Here is a 14,875-nt window from a genome sequence, read left to right on the forward strand (position 1 = left end):
GCATTATGCCCACCGACACCCGATCTAAACCCAAAGGAACCCTTGGGTTCTGGATGTGCACCGCGCTGGTGGTGGGCAATATGATCGGGTCCGGTATTTTCCTGCTGCCCTCTTCTCTGGCCGTGTTCGGGCCAATCTCGATGGCGGGATGGGTTCTGACCGCAGGTGGCGCGATTGTGCTGGCCCTGATCTTTGGACGGCTGGCGCGATTGTCTTCCAATACCGGCGGGCCATACGCTTATGCGCGCGAGGGCTTTGGTGATTTTGCCGGTTTCCTGATTGCTTGGGGCTATTGGATCGCGCTGTGGTCTGGGAATGCCGCCGTTGCCGTCGCCTTTGCTGGCTATCTCAGCTTTATGGTACCCGCCATCGGGGAAACTGCGCTCGCGGGATTGGCGGTCTCACTTGGTGCGATTTGGCTGCTCACCTGGGTCAATCTGCGCGGCGTTCGGCAGGCCGGGATTGTGCAAGTGGTGACCACGGTGATGAAGCTGTCCCCGCTGCTGGTGCTGATCCTGCTGGGCCTGGCTCATGTCCAACCTGAAAACTTCCGGCCGGTTAACCTCAGCGGTATGTCGAACATATCGGCGATCTCGGCCTGCGCGGCGTTGACGCTTTGGGCATTTGTGGGGCTCGAATCCGCAACGGTTCCGGCGGGCGATGTCAGGAACCCTACCAAAACGATCCCTCTTGCGACGATTGTCGGAACCTGTGTTGCCGCATTGGTCTATATCGCCACGACCTATGTGGCGCTTGGGGTAGTACCATCCGGCACGCTGGCCGGAAGCAACGCACCGCTGGCGGATGTTGCGCATGTGATGTGGGGGTTTGGCGGTGCGGTATTCATCGCGGTCGGGGCCTGCGTTTCGACCTTCGGCACGCTCAACGGATTTGTGCTGCTGACCGGGCAAGTGCCACTGGGCGCGGCGCGTGACGGGTTGTTCCCGGCCGGTTTTGCCCGGGTGTCACGGACTGGTACGCCGACATTTGGCCTGATCTCCTCAAGCCTGCTCGCCAGCGCTCTGATCGCTATGAACTATACCCGATCCCTGGCTGAACAGTTTGAATTCATCATTCTGTTGGCCACCCTATCCACGCTGGTTCCCTACCTGCTGTGCGCAGGTGCCGAGATTATGATCCGCGCAAAACGCAAAGAACGCACCCGCCTGCCACCGCAGGCCTTTGTGCTGGCGGGTCTCGGTTTTGTCTATTCATTCTGGGCGATCTTCGGCGCTGGAAAAGACGTCGTTTTCTGGGGCGTCCTTTTGCTGTTGGCTGGGTTGCCCATCCATGTCTGGCTGCGTTGGCAGTCCGGCGCGATTACATCAAAGGAGATATCATGACTGGATTTGGCGCACATTCCGAGATTGGGAAACTTCGAAAGGTGATGGTCTGCGAACCGGGTCTGGCCCATTCCCGCCTGACCCCTGGCAATGCGGCAGAGTTGCTTTATGACGATGTCCTTTGGGTGCACAAAGCCCGCTCTGACCATGCCGATTTCCGCATGAAGATGGAGGATCGCGGGGTTCAGGTTCTAGAATTCCAGACGCTGCTTGCAGAAACGCTGAAGGACAAGGGAGCCCGTAATTGGGTTCTGGACCGCCGCATTACCGAAAATCAGGTGGGCGTCGGTATGCTGAATGAGCTGCGCGGCTGGTTGGATGAGATGGCGGCCAAGGATCTGGCCAGATATCTGATCGGCGGCATCGCGGTCGAAGATATGCCGTTCAAACCCTCAGGTATGTTCGGCAGCTATCTGGGGCCATTGGGCTTTGTGATCCCACCGATTCCAAATACGCAGTTCACTCGTGACAACAGTTGCTGGATCTATGGCGGCGTTACGGTCAACCCGATGTACTGGCCGGCGCGGCGCCCCGAAACCCTGTTGGTGACCGCGATCTACAAGTTCCACCCCGAGTTCCGCGACGCAGATTTCGAGATCTGGTGGGGTGACCCAGACAAGGATCACGGCGCGGCCACGGTCGAAGGCGGTGATGTCATGCCCTGGGGCAATGGCAGTGTGTTGATCGGCATGGGCGAACGCACCAGTCCGCAGGCGGTTGGTCAAGTCGCCCGCGCTCTGTTTGCCAAAGGCGCGGCGGAGAGGGTTGTTGCCTGTCAGATGCCCCGCAGCCGCGCGGCTATGCATCTGGATACAGTGTTCAGCCATTGCGACCGTGAGACCGCGACTGCCTATGTTGATGTCTGTAACGACATCCAGTGCATCAGCCTGCGCCCCGGAAACAAAGAGGACACGATCGACTTCCGGCGCGATGACAAACATCTGTTCGATGTGGCCGCCGAATGCTTGGGGATCAAATCTCTGAACATCGTTCAGACAGGCGGAGACGCATTCAATCAGGAACGAGAGCAATGGGACGACGGTAACAACGTGGTGGCGTTAGAGCCCGGCGTGGTCGTTGCCTATGACCGCAACACCTATACCAACACGCTGCTGCGGAAGGCGGGGGTCGAGGTGATCACGATCTCGGGCTCGGAACTGGGGCGTGGACGAGGCGGCGGGCATTGCATGACCTGCCCGATCTGGCGTGACCCCGTGGATTATTGAACCCGATTACTGAAAAAGGAGATTGACCAATGGCATTTAACATCAAGGGCCGCAGCTTCCTGAAACTGCTCGATTTCGACCAGCGCGAGCTGCGTTATTTGCTGGACCTGTCGCGCGATCTGAAGCGCGCAAAATATGCGGGGTCTGAAATCCAGCATCTAAAAGGCAAGAACATCTGCCTGATCTTCGAAAAATCCTCGACCCGGACCATGTGCGCCTTTGAAGTGGCCGCGATGGATCAGGGTGCCGGTGTCACCTATCTTGGGCCCTCGGGGTCACAGATCGGGCATAAGGAAAGCATGAAGGACACTGCCCGCGTGCTGGGCCGCATGTTCGACGGCATTGAATATCGCGGTTTTGGGCAGGAACTGGCGGAAACACTGGCCGCCAATGCGGGCGTGCCGGTCTATAACGGGCTGACCGATGAGTTCCACCCGACCCAGATGCTGGCCGATCTGCTGACCATGCAGGAATATGGAGAAAAGCCCCTGCATGACATCAAATACGCCTATGTGGGCGACGGGCGGTCTAATATGGGCCATTCGCTGATGATCGCGGGCTGCATGATGGGGATGGACGTCCGCATCGCCGCCCCACGTGATCTGTGGCCGTCCGACGAATTCCGCGGTCCGGCGGAAGAAGCCGCCGCGCGTTACGGCGCGACGCTGACCATCACCGATGATCCTGCGGCCGCCGTGGATGGCGTGGATTTCATCCACACCGATGTCTGGGTCTCGATGGGCGAAGCACCAGAGGTCTGGGACAGCCGGATCAAGCAGCTGACCCCCTATCAGGTCAACAGCGCGTTAATGGCAGCGGCAAACAATCCAAACGTCAAATTCATGCATTGCCTGCCCGCCTTCCACAATACCGAGACAAAAGTGGGCGAAGACATCCACGAGAAATTCGGCATCACCGAAATGGAGGTCACCGAAGAGGTATTCGAAAGCCCCGCCGGTATTCAGTTTGAACAGGCCGAAAACCGAATGCACACAATCAAGGCCGTTCTGGTCGCCACTCTGGGGGCCTGAGTCATGCGCATCGTCGTCGCCCTTGGGGGCAATGCGCTGCTGCGGCGGGGTCAGGCCCTGACCGCCGAGAACCAGCGTGAAAATACCGCTATCGCCGCGCAGGCGCTGGCCACCATTGCCGAGGGGAACGAGCTGATTGTGACCCACGGGAATGGCCCTCAGGTGGGATTGCTGGCCCTACAGGGCAACGCCTATAAACCGGATGAGGCCTATCCGCTGGACGTGCTTGGGGCGGAAACCGAGGGCATGATCGGGTACATGATCGAGCAGGAGTTGGGCAACCGTCTGCCGCCCGAGACGCCTCTGGCCACGCTGCTGACCATGATTGAGGTCGATGCCAAGGATCCCGCCTTTGACGACCCCACAAAATTCATCGGTCCGGTATATGACAAACCCGAGGCTGAACGATTGGCCGCCGACAAGGGCTGGCAAATTCGTGCGGATGGCGACAAATGGCGACGGGTTGTTGCATCTCCGCTGCCGAAACGGATCTTTCAGATCAGGCCGATTAAATGGCTGCTGGAACGGCAAACCGTGGTGATCTGTGCCGGTGGCGGGGGCATTCCCACGGCCTATACTTCTCCGGGTTATCTGGAGGGGATAGAAGCGGTGATCGACAAGGATCTGGCCTCGGAGCTGCTGGCCCGAGAGGTCGGGGCCGATTTGTTCATTTCGGCAACGGATGCTGATTGTGCCTATCTGGACTGGGGTACCGATACTCAGCGTGGCATAAAAGCCGCCTCACCAGAGGCCATGGCCAAGTTCAATTTCGCCGCCGGTTCGATGGGCCCAAAGGTCGAGGCCGCCGCCCAGTTTGCGCGGCTTACCGGCAAATCCGCAGCCATCGGCGCACTGGCCGATCTGGCGGATATCGTTGCGGGCAGGAAGGGCACAACCATAAGCAAAGACGCAGCTGAAATCCTATTTCACGACTAACTCAGATGATTGCTGGGGCTGACGGCATCTCTAACATAACCGCCAGCATGTTCAGTCCCACCTAAGTGGTTCTGTTTGAATTCTGGCAACAAGGGCAAGGCGGCACCGGACGTGTATTCTCCAGAACCAATAACGGCTTGAACTTTCATTTTCTTTGCGCGACTTGAAAGCATGAAGACTTTGAACTGTCCAAACTGCGGTGCGCAAACCCCGATTGCGCTGAAAGGGATAAAGGTTGCCACCTGTGCGTCCTGCGGTACGACGTTGATGATCAATGATGTCCAGGTTCAATCGGCGGGCCAGCAGGGTGAGATGCACGATGCACCGCTTTTGTTCGGGATAGGCGATCAAGTGCAACTGGGTCGAACGTCGACATTGATTCTTGGTCATGCGCGCTATTCCTACGGGCGGGGGTTCTGGGATGAGTTCTGCGGTGTCGATGGTGATGGCCGCACCTGCTGGATATCGCTCGATGAGGGAGATGTCGTTCGGCAGAAACGCTTGACCGGAAAGTACACGCCGAAATTCATGCCTCCGTTCAAGCTGGGCGAAACGCTGGATTTCGACGCGGCCACATTCACGGTTACCGAAGTTGAACATGCCGAATGCATCGCCCTGCGCGGACAATTCGATGAGGTGCTAAAGGTCGGGGAAAGCCATGAATTCGTGAACGCTTCCGCCGGAGACGAGGCACTGTTGTCCGGTGAATTCTGGCCGGGTCATGCGATCTGGTTCTACGGTCGGTGGTACGACGCGTTTGATGTGAAGGTTCAGCGGCAGTCATGACCCGAAATCCAAGTCTTCTTTCGATCAACTGCACTTGCTGCGGCGCCGGTCTGGATGTGCTGGGCGGGGGCAGGGTGATCGTGCAGATCTGTTCCTATTGCGGGGCCGAACTGGATGCACAGAACAACTATCGGACATTGCGGCAGTTCAAGGATCAGAAACGCCCGGAAACTCCGCTTTCGATTGGGATGAGTGGGTCGTTGTATGGTGCTGAGTTCACCATAATCGGTCTGATCGAGCATGCCGAACGCTGGGGCGGACGGGTCTATCAATGGATAGACCATCAGCTCTATTCGCCAACTCACGGCTATGCCTGGCTAACGCTTGAGGCGGGGCATCTGGTGTTTTCCAGACGCTATCGCGGATCGGCCTGGATGTCGGAGCGGTGGGTTGAGACAGCGGAATCTCCTCCCTCTGTGACGACCGAGGATGGGCGCTTTGTGTATTACGAGACCACCACAAGCGCGGTCACCTATGTCGAGGGCGAATTCACCTGGACGCCGTCACTGGGGGAAAAGACAACCACGATTTCGGCGATGTCTGATACGGCGATGCTGGGGTTTTCGACCACCGGGTCCGAGCGTGAGACCTATCGCTCGTTCTATGTTTCGAAACAGCAGGCCGAAGCAGCTTTTGGGGTTTCATTGAACCTGAACCCACATCGGGTGCATCCGCTGCAACCTTTCATCGAGGGCCCAAACTATAGATTTTTGCTGGTCGTATCATGCGTGTTTACGATCCTCTGTCTTGTGATGGCGGTCTCCTTCTCTCAACGATCAGGTGAGAGGGCGATAGAGCGTCAGGCGCTAAAACGTGGCGACTTCCCGGCCGAAATCACAATCCCGCTTGAAGCCAATAGCCAACTGACGAAGGTTTCCTTTTCGGGCAATGTTGAAAACAGTTGGATCTATCTGGACATCGAGCTGCTTGATCCGGACGGAGAGCCGGTGTTCCAGGCGGGTCGGACGATCGAATATTACACCGGCCGCGACTCGGACGGCACATGGCGCGAAGGCAGCAAATTTGCGAGCCTGACGTTTCGGCCAGATCGCACGGGTGACTACACATTGGCACTGGACGTGCCAGAGCAGGGGCTTTGGAACGGGCGGGGCGCAGGCTATGTGCCGGGGCAGCCGTTTAGCCAGTTGCAGGTCAGTGTCAAAACCGGACTGTCCAGTGGTCTTTGGACATTCGCGCTGGCCGGGGTTTTTGGAGCGCTGTTCCTGTTTCAGTTCGGGCGCAAATGGTTGCATCAACGCGCCCGGTGGTCGGGAACTGATTGGGTAAATGAGGATTAAAGTGACAGCTTTCAGGATCATTTTCGTCGTCATTTCAACCCTGGCCGTGGCTGCCACAGGTTATGTCTCGTGGCATGGGTATTGGGCCGAAAGCCGTGACTTGGACACCTCGGTTCGGGTCGGCAGCGGTGGCGGCGGGTACTATCGGTCAAATCGGATAAAATAGTGAGGAATCAATGGATTATATAGCAGCAATTCAGATTGCAGAAATCATCAGCACAATCTTCTACACTCTTCTGGGCGTGACGCTGATGTGGGTCGTGTGGAAGGTGATCGACTGGATGACGCCGTTTTCCGTCGTGCACGAGATTGAAAAGGATCAAAACATCGCGTTGGCGATCCTGATCGGGCTGCTATTTGTGGCGGTGTCCATCATCATCGCGGCCGTCATCCTGTCATGACCCAGCCCCGCGCGGTTGAGGCGCGCGCCGCGTGGTTGTTGCTGGCCACCTTTCTGGTGGCCGTCGCCGGTCTGATCTATGAGCTGATTGCAGCCACACTCTCCAGTTATCTGCTGGGGGACTCCGTCCGCCAGTTCTCGCTGGTGATTGGTATCTTTCTGTCAGCAATGGGGGTCGGGGCCTGGCTATCGCGCTTTGTCTCGGATGCGTTTTCCGGATTTGTCTGGGCTCAGATCCTTTTGGGCATTGTCGGCGGATTTTTGGCGCCGGTGTTGTTTCTGAACTACGCGTGGATGGGGCAGGTGGCCCTGCCGCTGTACGGCGCCTTGATTGCCATTGGTATCCTGTCGGGGATGGAGATCCCTTTGATCGCCCGTGTTCTGGAACAGATTGGGGCGTTGAAGTTCCGCTTTGAAAACGTGCTGAGCGTCGACTACATCGGTGCGCTGGTTGCCTCGCTGGCTTTTCCACTGCTGGTAATCCCATATCTGGGACTGATGTCGGCCAGCCTGGCCTTTGGAGGGTTGAACCTTGCCGTCGCAGGCCTGTCTCTGTTGGTGTTTCGGGAATGGGCCACGCGAGTCCAGGTTGCGGTTTGGGCGGTGGCCTTTGTGGCAACACTGGGCGCACTGTGGCAGTCCGAACGGCTGGTCTCGGTCGCCGAGGCCGAACTGTTCGAAGATGATGTCATCCTGTCCGAGGCCACGTCGTATCAGCAGATCACCGTCACCCGGTACCGCGACCGGGTGCGCCTGTTTCTGGATCATTCGATCCAGTTCGATTCCCTTGACGAACACCGCTATCACGAGCCACTGGTGCATCCGGCCATGGCCCTTGCGCCGCGCGCGCGTGACATTCTGATCCTAGGGGGTGGAGACGGCATGGCCGCGCGCGAGGTGCTGCGCTATCCCGAGGTGCAATCCGTGACGCTGGTGGATCTTGATCCGCGTGTGACGCAGTTGTTTCGCGACCATCCAGATCTGTCCAAGCTGAACGACAATGCTCTCAGCGACCCGCGCGTGACGGTTGTCAACGAAGACGCCTGGAGGTTTCTGGAGCGGGAAACCCAGATTTACGACGTGGTGATCATTGATCTGCCAGACCCCAAATCCATCGCCTTGTCCCGGTTATACACCAAGCAATTCTACGGCTTGCTGGCCGAACGGCTAAGCGGGCAGGGGGTCTTTGTCACCCAGGCCGGATCACCGTTCTTTGCTCGGCAGGCCTTTTGGTCGGTGGCCGAAACGATCGAGAGCAGCCGCAATCCGCAAAGGCCCGGGCGGGGACTGCAGGCGGTTCCCTATCACAGCTACGTGCCGAGCTTCGGCGAATGGGGGTTTGTTCTGGCTACATTTGAACCATTGACCGACCGTAGAATCGAACTGCCGGATGGGTTGAGCTATCTCGACGATGATGTTTGGCGCGCGGCACAGATTTTTGGCGGTGATACCGACCGGGTCGATGCCGAACCTAATACACTGCAATCGCACGCATTGATGGGATATTACTTAGACGGTTGGGACTACTGGTTCCGGTAAACCGCGGTTGACGCGCGTAATTTCAACTCGGGCAGGGCGCAGGTGCTTCTCAAGATATGCGACCGCTTTGTCCGGTTGCGTTGTGCCACACATGAAGATGTCGATGGCGGCATAATCATTTTCCGGCCAAGTGTGGATCGAGATATGGGATTCTGCCAGCAACAACACTCCGGTCACACCGCCATGCCCGCCAAATTTGTGGAACTTGCCCGACAGTATCGTTGCGCCAGCCTCCCGCGCCGCGCGGGTCAGTGCCTCTTCGATGCGCATAACGTCGGTTAGGTATAGGCTGCCGTAATGATCGACCAGAATATGCATTCCCGAGCCAGCCAGCGTGCCTGTGTCAGCGTTTTTGATTGCTGGTATGGTCATGATCCTGGTCCTTTCTGCGATTTGATTTTTCGCAGATTCTTAGGGGTTTGTGCGCGGCAAGTACCTAGTTGGCTTCGCCCTTCAGGGCAATGGAAATGAAATTGAGGGACGCAAAGAGGACTCTTCAAATTTAATAGTTAAGAAAGAAGAACGTACTCAGGTTCTATTTTCTCTTGATCAAATGGGACGCAGCTTTCCACGATTATGCTCGACCTAAGGTCCAGACTTGCGTGTCATGGTTCTGGGGTGAAGGGCCGAGACGGATAGGGTTTCACTGGACAGTAATGTGGAATTTTATCCTTGTAAATCTTCCATCAAATGGGATAAATGCAAGGTATGATCAAGCGCGGTGATAGAAAGTCAGTTGAAGACTCTCTCGAGAACCAGGCGGGTGTAGTCCTGCTTGGGCCGCGGCAAGTTGGGAAGACAACTCTCGCGCAGGATATCGCTGAAAGCCGTGACGCTGTCTATCTTGATATGGAGAGATCTGCTGATCGCCAAGTGCTCGAAGAGCCAGACCTCTATCTCGACGAGCAGGTTGGGCGCCTGGTGGTGATCGATGAAGTTCAGCTTATGCCCGGCCTGTTTAAGGCATTACGCGGTCAGATTGACCGACGACGAAGACAAGGGTATCGGACTGGGCAATTCCTGCTGCTGGGGTCGGCCTCGAACACGCTTCTGCACCAAAGCGCAGAATCTTTGGCTGGCCGGGTCAGCTATCACGAGCTGACGCCTTTCATTTTGTCGGAAACCGGAGCGGACTCGATCTCTGCGCTGTGGTTGCGGGGTGGGTTTCCAGATAGCTTCCTTGCCAAGAACGACAAAACCAGCCTGGCATGGCGCGAGGATTTCATCCGCACCTATCTGGAACGCGATGTTCCGGCTTTTGGGTTGCGCATCCCGGCGGAAACATTGCGCCGGTTCTGGACAATGCTTGCCCATGAGCAAGGCGGGTTACTCAATGCGGCGAAACTTGCGGGAAACCTGGGTGTCTCTGGCCAGAGCGTTGCGCGCTATCTTGATTTGCTGGTCGACCTGATGCTGGTGCGCCGTTTGCAGCCATGGCATTCCAATGCCGGAAAGCGTTTGGTCAAGTCTCCTAAGGTCTATATTCGCGATTCCGGGTTGGCCCATGCACTTCTTGGGATCGAAACGCAAGAAGACCTACTGGGGCATCCGGTTGTCGGCGGCAGTTGGGAAGGGTTCTGCATCGAAAGCCTGATCACCGCGGCACCGCGCGGAACAGAAGCAAACTTCTATCGCTCTTCAGCAGGGGCTGAGGTAGATTTGTTATTGAAACTTCCCCGCGGCGGCCTCTGGGCCATAGAGATCAAGCGGACGACATCAGCGAAGGTTACGCGTGGGTTTCACATCGCGACAGAAGAATTGGACGTCTCAGAGCGCATCCTTGTCTATGCCAACGACAAGGAAGTGCCGGGGCAGGGAGGTGTGCGGGCTATGCCTCTCATGAGCGCAATGAAACGGCTGGCGTCAGCATAGACGCAAGAGGGACCGCGCCATTGGCTCAACGTCATGCCCTAAATTCGAAGAAAACGTGGTCGTAGAAGCTATCGAATCCGACTGCTTGTAGTAGATTTCCCGAAGGAGTAGTCACGTTGACCGCCAGCCCGACAGGGACAGCCGGTTTACAGACGGTTGAAAGCTCTACAGAAAAACGCCTGTTTTGATTATTCCAAGCCTGCGCTTCTGCCGCGTCTCAACAAATTGAACCGAATGCAGCGAGGGTCTCAAGCCGCTACTGAAAGGGAGCAGTACGGACAGGATACGGGATTTTCAGCGCATCTGCCCCGGTTCGTGGCTATACAATAGACAAGACACTCGTTAAGGGGCTGTCTTTACCCATGGATGATGCATTGATTGCAATACCGCACAATCCCATCTCCTGACCGATGAAAAGAACCACCGCTGTGAAACAAACCATTGCAAATGCGCTGGCTCGCAAGGGCTATGACACCTTAACCCAAGTTCAGCAGGCTGTAACCCGGCCCGAACTGGAAGGGAAGGATATGCTGGTTTCGGCCCAAACCGGATCGGGTAAAACCATCGGATTCGGTCTGGCGATTGCGCCGCGACTTTTGGGTGACGCTGAGACTTTCGAAACCTCGGGCGCACCGCTGGCACTTGTTGTAGCACCAACAAGGGAACTGGCGCTGCAGGTAAAGCGTGAACTGAGCTGGTTGTTCGCCGATGCGGGCGCGTTTCTGGCGTCCTGCGTCGGAGGCATGGATATTCGGGATGAACGCCGTGCGTTGGCGCGTGGCGCGCATATTGTTGTCGCCACTCCGGGAAGGCTGCGGGATCATATCATGCGGGGCTCGATCGACCTGACGGCCATTCGCGCCGTGGTTCTTGATGAGGCCGACGAGATGTTGGATCTCGGGTTCCGAGAGGATCTGGAATTCATTCTGGATGAAACACCATCAGACCGTCAGACTTTGCTGTTTTCTGCCACTGTCCCACGTGCGATTGCCAATTTGGCGACACGGTATCAGCGCGATGCAGAACGTGTGAGCACCGTCAGCGAAAAGACGCAGCACGCCGATATTGATTATCGTGCTATGTTGGTCGGTCCGCGCGACGGCGAGAATGCAATTATCAATGTGTTGCGCTATTATGAGGCGCCGAACGCCATCGTGTTCTGCAATACCCGCGCGATGGTGTCACGTCTGACCGCGCGCCTGTCAAACCGGGGCTTTTCGGTCGTCGCCCTATCCGGAGAATTGACCCAGAGCGAACGCTCGAACGCCTTGCAAGCCATGCGCGATGGGCGTGCCAGGGTCTGTGTGGCAACGGATGTTGCCGCCCGCGGTATTGATTTGCCTAACCTTGATTTGGTGGTCCATGCGGAACTGCCAAACAGCCATGAAACACTGCTGCACCGCTCGGGTCGAACAGGCCGGGCCGGGCGCAAGGGCGTTAGCGCACTAGTGGTTGCACCCGCGTCGCGAAAAAAGGCGGAACGTATTCTGAAATTCGCCAAGCTGACCGCCGATTGGGGGACAGCCCCGTCAGCCGAAGAGGTGACCGAACGCGATCAGGTGAGGATGTTCGCATCGGATGACTGGCAAGCAGAGATCACGGAAAGTGAACGCGCAGCAGTTCAGAAAATGGTAGAAAGCTTTACCCCTGAGCAGATTGCAGCAGCTTACCTGCGGCAGTACAAGCTGCGTCATTCCGCGCCAGAAGAGTTGTCGACGGTCGATCAGCAAAGCCAGAAACCGCGCGCGGCCTTTGGCCCCAGCGTCTGGTTTTCGCTGTCCGAGGGGCGCAATCAAAATGCGTCGCCGCGTTATATGCTGCCGATGATCTGCAAGTCAGGCAATCTGACGAAGGATGACATTGGGGCCATCCGGATTGCCGATGATGTGACCTATTTCGAGATCCGTGAGCCCAGCGTCGAAGGGTTTCTGACAGCCGTTGGGCCCGAGATGAAGATCGAAAAGGTCAAGAATCTCGTGCGTCTGGACACGGCACCGGACTTTGCTGCAACTGGCCGGACCAAGCCCATCGGAAAGCAAAAAGGCAAACCGATTACGAGCAAACGAGATACGACTCCGACCGAACGGAGCGGCACTGCAACCTATGGACGTCGCAAGCCTGAACCCGAGGGCCGGGCACCTTCCAGCCCTGCAGAACGTTCCACAAGGGCCGTCAAATCAGCCAAAGTAGAACGCCAGCGTGCTTCGAAAGACGAGGCAGATGCCTTGTTCAAACCGGTTGGTGCAAAGCCAAAGGCACGTAAGGGCGGTAAATCTGAAGCCAAAGGCGGCGATATCAAATCTGCCCGAACAGCATCAAAGGGTCCGCCTCCACCCAAAGGTAAGTCAAGCAGCAAGAAGAACCGAGCGCGAGTCGCAGCGGCCAAATCTACAAAAGGTGGCGATTCTGTCCCGAAACGGCGGAAGACTTAGCCTGCATTCCATTCCGAACCTGGTTTTTTGGCTTTGGGCATTACCTTTAAGGGACAATGGAAGGCATGGGCGAAAGAAACCGCTCCATCACGACCAGGATCGGACTATCCCCCACAATGTACCTTTGGTTCACGGGTCGAGATTGTGTGAGAGGCTCACCATGGAGAGCCGACAAGCCTATCCAGTTGCTGTACCACGCGGGTAGCAGAGATGCTGGTGGAAACCATTAGGCAGAGGTTCTTTCGTATTCGTTTGATCCCAGAAAGTTTAGCAAACTTCACATCAGAACGAGGAAAGTTTCGCGGACAGATCGAAACCCATGTCTGTAATTGTCGAGAGGCAGATGTAACTGCCTCTCGACAAATTGAACCACAATGGCTGCCTATCTGTTGAGGAACTCCATTTCGTACTTATCCTCAACATCTGGCACTGGGTGCTCAGCGTGAAGCGACGAGACAATACCATAGATCATGAACAACAAGATCACAGCGATTGGTAGCCCTGCGACGATGGACGCTGTCTGTAGCGCGCTCAACCCACCGGCCAGCATTAGGACACCGGCAACAACGCCTGCGGTAATACCCCAAAATACACGGAACTTGATTGGCGGATGCTCGTCACCCATCGACAGCATTGTGCACATCACGAGTGTCCCCGAGTCAGAAGACGTGACAAACCACGAAATCAGCAGAACCGTAATCAACACTGTGATCGGGTACACCAGCCATGTGTAGCCAAATCCTTTGACCGTTTGGAATACGCCAGCGGCGTAGTCATTGTTGACCGCCTCGACGACACCTGCGTCGTAGAACAGATCAACCCCGGCTGCTGCGCCACCAAAGACACCCATCCAGAGCATCACGACTGAGGTTGGAATAAGAAGAACGCAATAGCAGAATTGCTTGATCGTCCGCCCCTTTGATACCCGCGCAATGAACAGTCCAACAAACGGGCACCATGCGATCCACCAGCCCCAGTAAAAGATCGTCCACCAGCTCTGCCATTGGTTTTCGGGCTCACCGTTGATCCAGAAACCCATGGGTATCACCGTCCAGAGGTAATCTCCAAATCCGGATATGGTTATGCCCAACAGGAATGCCGTGGGTCCCAGAATGATGAACAGGAGCAGCAGGCCAACACTTGCCATAACGTTGGCTTCAGACAAGATACGCACGCCTTTGCCAACACCCGATGCAGCAGAAGCCGTGCCAAGACAGGTGATGATTGCGACGAGGATCAACTGATTTGTCTGGGTGTTTGCCATCCAGCCAAGATCCTCAAGACCGGCGGCGATTGGTGTGACGCCCAACCCCAATGAGGTTGCGAGGCCAAAGATTGTACCAAATACGCCAATCAGATCGACGAGATGACCCCAGGGACCATAGATCCGTTCCTTCAGGACAGGATAAAGAGCGGTGCGCAAAGTCAGAGGAAGCCCATGGCGGTACGAGAAATATGCAAGGCAGAGGCCAACCAGCACATAAAGGGCCCAACCGTGGAAACCCCAGTGGAAATTCGTGATCGTTACCGCAGAAACCGCCGCGTCAACCGAGCTTGGTTCAATTCCCGCCCGTTCAAGGAATGGGCTGCCTTGGATATGGAACATTGGCTCTGCAACGCCCCAATAGATCAGACCAGATCCCAAGCCCGCACTAAACAGCATGCAAATCCATGAAAACGTTGAAAAATCTGGCTCGTCATCATCCTTGCCCAGCTTCACGTGTCCGAACCGACTGATCATAAGCCAAATTACGAAAAACAGTGCCGCGTTAACGACCAGTACATAGAACCAGTCCAGGCTACCGATGATGAAGTTTTTACCTGTCGCAAAGATCGCACTTGAAGCTTCAACATCACGGATCGTGAAAAACACAAACCCCAATATCATCACCATCGAAGCGATACCCATCGTCGGATTCATACCTTTGAACAAGCCGCTCTTTGCTACAAGATTGTCAGGTTTCTGTGTTGATTGATCACTCATTTTGCACCTCTTAGACCTGTTGTTTCGG

The 14,875-nt window shown here is 56.3% G+C and carries 14 protein-coding genes; 11 read left to right on the plus strand and 3 right to left on the minus strand.

The genetic code is table 11. The features are described 5' to 3' along the window. Positions 1–5: 5 nt before the first annotated feature. The 4 genes from AC2FGB_RS07445 to arcC are packed head-to-tail and all read left to right on the plus strand — an operon-like array spanning position 6 to position 4,536. Complete coding sequence (locus AC2FGB_RS07445; RefSeq protein ID WP_496689273.1) at positions 6–1,343, plus strand: amino acid permease; 1,338 nt, start codon at positions 6–8, stop codon at positions 1,341–1,343. Further along, on the plus strand, positions 1,340–2,569 hold the full coding sequence (locus tag AC2FGB_RS07450) for an arginine deiminase (protein WP_142636397.1): 1,230 nt from the start codon (positions 1,340–1,342) through the stop codon (positions 2,567–2,569). The genes AC2FGB_RS07445 and AC2FGB_RS07450 overlap by 4 nt, the downstream gene beginning before the upstream one ends. 29 nt (positions 2,570–2,598) lie before the next feature. Beyond that, on the plus strand, positions 2,599–3,600 hold the full coding sequence (argF, locus tag AC2FGB_RS07455) for an ornithine carbamoyltransferase (RefSeq protein WP_142636395.1): 1,002 nt from the start codon (positions 2,599–2,601) through the stop codon (positions 3,598–3,600). A gap of 3 nt (positions 3,601–3,603) precedes the next feature. Beyond that, positions 3,604–4,536 (plus strand): carbamate kinase, encoded by a 933-nt coding sequence (gene arcC, locus AC2FGB_RS07460; RefSeq protein ID WP_496693770.1) that lies wholly within the window; start codon positions 3,604–3,606, stop codon positions 4,534–4,536. Here arcC and AC2FGB_RS07465 read toward each other — a convergent pair. After that, entirely contained in the window at positions 4,533–4,811 is a 279-nt protein-coding gene (locus AC2FGB_RS07465) for a hypothetical protein (RefSeq protein ID WP_496710104.1), read from the minus strand. The two genes, arcC and AC2FGB_RS07465, sit on opposite strands and share 4 nt — an antisense overlap. Here AC2FGB_RS07465 and AC2FGB_RS07470 point away from each other — a divergent pair. The 5 genes from AC2FGB_RS07470 to AC2FGB_RS07490 are packed head-to-tail and all read left to right on the plus strand — an operon-like array spanning position 4,804 to position 8,559. Next, positions 4,804–5,322 carry a DUF4178 domain-containing protein gene (locus tag AC2FGB_RS07470; RefSeq protein ID WP_496710105.1) on the plus strand — a complete coding sequence of 173 codons (519 nt, stop codon included), beginning with the start codon at positions 4,804–4,806 and terminating at the stop codon, positions 5,320–5,322. The genes AC2FGB_RS07465 and AC2FGB_RS07470 overlap by 8 nt on opposite strands. Further along, positions 5,319–6,620 carry a DUF4178 domain-containing protein gene (locus AC2FGB_RS07475; RefSeq protein WP_496710106.1) on the plus strand — a complete coding sequence of 434 codons (1,302 nt, stop codon included), beginning with the start codon at positions 5,319–5,321 and terminating at the stop codon, positions 6,618–6,620. Before AC2FGB_RS07470 ends, AC2FGB_RS07475 begins: the two co-directional genes overlap by 4 nt. 1 nt (position 6,621) lies before the next feature. After that, a complete protein-coding gene (locus AC2FGB_RS07480; protein ID WP_185956671.1) occupies positions 6,622–6,786 on the plus strand; it encodes a hypothetical protein in 165 nt (54 codons plus the stop codon). 10 nt (positions 6,787–6,796) lie between these two features. Further along, positions 6,797–7,021: a DUF350 domain-containing protein gene (locus tag AC2FGB_RS07485; protein WP_142636390.1), complete on the plus strand. Its 225-nt coding sequence runs from the start codon at positions 6,797–6,799 to the stop codon at positions 7,019–7,021. Beyond that, positions 7,018–8,559, plus strand: coding sequence for a polyamine aminopropyltransferase (locus AC2FGB_RS07490; RefSeq protein ID WP_282027198.1), 1,542 nt, complete (start codon positions 7,018–7,020; stop codon positions 8,557–8,559). The genes AC2FGB_RS07485 and AC2FGB_RS07490 overlap by 4 nt, the downstream gene beginning before the upstream one ends. Here AC2FGB_RS07490 and speD read toward each other — a convergent pair. Continuing rightward, the gene (speD, locus tag AC2FGB_RS07495) at positions 8,530–8,931 is read right to left on the minus strand and encodes an adenosylmethionine decarboxylase (RefSeq protein ID WP_281995110.1); all 402 of its coding nucleotides are present in this window, start codon (positions 8,929–8,931) and stop codon (positions 8,530–8,532) included. The genes AC2FGB_RS07490 and speD overlap by 30 nt on opposite strands. A gap of 336 nt (positions 8,932–9,267) precedes the next feature. Here speD and AC2FGB_RS07500 point away from each other — a divergent pair, with 336 nt between their 5' ends. Continuing rightward, positions 9,268–10,431, plus strand: coding sequence for an ATP-binding protein (locus AC2FGB_RS07500; RefSeq protein ID WP_142636387.1), 1,164 nt, complete (start codon positions 9,268–9,270; stop codon positions 10,429–10,431). A gap of 410 nt (positions 10,432–10,841) precedes the next feature. After that, complete coding sequence (locus AC2FGB_RS07505) at positions 10,842–12,863, plus strand: DEAD/DEAH box helicase (protein WP_496693766.1); 2,022 nt, start codon at positions 10,842–10,844, stop codon at positions 12,861–12,863. A gap of 382 nt (positions 12,864–13,245) precedes the next feature. Here the strand turns inward: AC2FGB_RS07505 and AC2FGB_RS07510 are convergent, their stop codons facing one another. Next, positions 13,246–14,847, minus strand: coding sequence for a BCCT family transporter (locus tag AC2FGB_RS07510; protein ID WP_496689293.1), 1,602 nt, complete (start codon positions 14,845–14,847; stop codon positions 13,246–13,248). Between the last annotated feature and the right edge of the window lie 28 nt (positions 14,848–14,875).

The sequence above is a fragment of the Ruegeria sp. CDSC021 genome (genome assembly GCF_059610845.1).

Bases quoted from the DNA above. Each gene is read 5' to 3' on its own strand.
- AC2FGB_RS07445 (WP_496689273.1), top strand. From the start codon at position 6: ATGCCCACCGACACCCGATCTAAACCCAAAGGAACCCTTGGGTTCTGG.
- AC2FGB_RS07450 (WP_142636397.1), top strand. From the start codon at position 1,340: ATGACTGGATTTGGCGCACATTCCGAGATTGGGAAACTTCGAAAGGTG.
- argF (WP_142636395.1), top strand. From the start codon at position 2,599: ATGGCATTTAACATCAAGGGCCGCAGCTTCCTGAAACTGCTCGATTTC.
- arcC (WP_496693770.1), top strand. From the start codon at position 3,604: ATGCGCATCGTCGTCGCCCTTGGGGGCAATGCGCTGCTGCGGCGGGGT.
- AC2FGB_RS07470 (WP_496710105.1), top strand. From the start codon at position 4,804: ATGATCAATGATGTCCAGGTTCAATCGGCGGGCCAGCAGGGTGAGATG.
- AC2FGB_RS07475 (WP_496710106.1), top strand. From the start codon at position 5,319: ATGACCCGAAATCCAAGTCTTCTTTCGATCAACTGCACTTGCTGCGGC.
- AC2FGB_RS07485 (WP_142636390.1), top strand. From the start codon at position 6,797: ATGGATTATATAGCAGCAATTCAGATTGCAGAAATCATCAGCACAATC.
- AC2FGB_RS07490 (WP_282027198.1), top strand. From the start codon at position 7,018: ATGACCCAGCCCCGCGCGGTTGAGGCGCGCGCCGCGTGGTTGTTGCTG.
- speD (WP_281995110.1), bottom strand. From the start codon at position 8,931: ATGACCATACCAGCAATCAAAAACGCTGACACAGGCACGCTGGCTGGC.
- AC2FGB_RS07500 (WP_142636387.1), top strand. From the start codon at position 9,268: ATGATCAAGCGCGGTGATAGAAAGTCAGTTGAAGACTCTCTCGAGAAC.
- AC2FGB_RS07505 (WP_496693766.1), top strand. From the start codon at position 10,842: ATGAAAAGAACCACCGCTGTGAAACAAACCATTGCAAATGCGCTGGCT.
- AC2FGB_RS07510 (WP_496689293.1), bottom strand. From the start codon at position 14,847: ATGAGTGATCAATCAACACAGAAACCTGACAATCTTGTAGCAAAGAGC.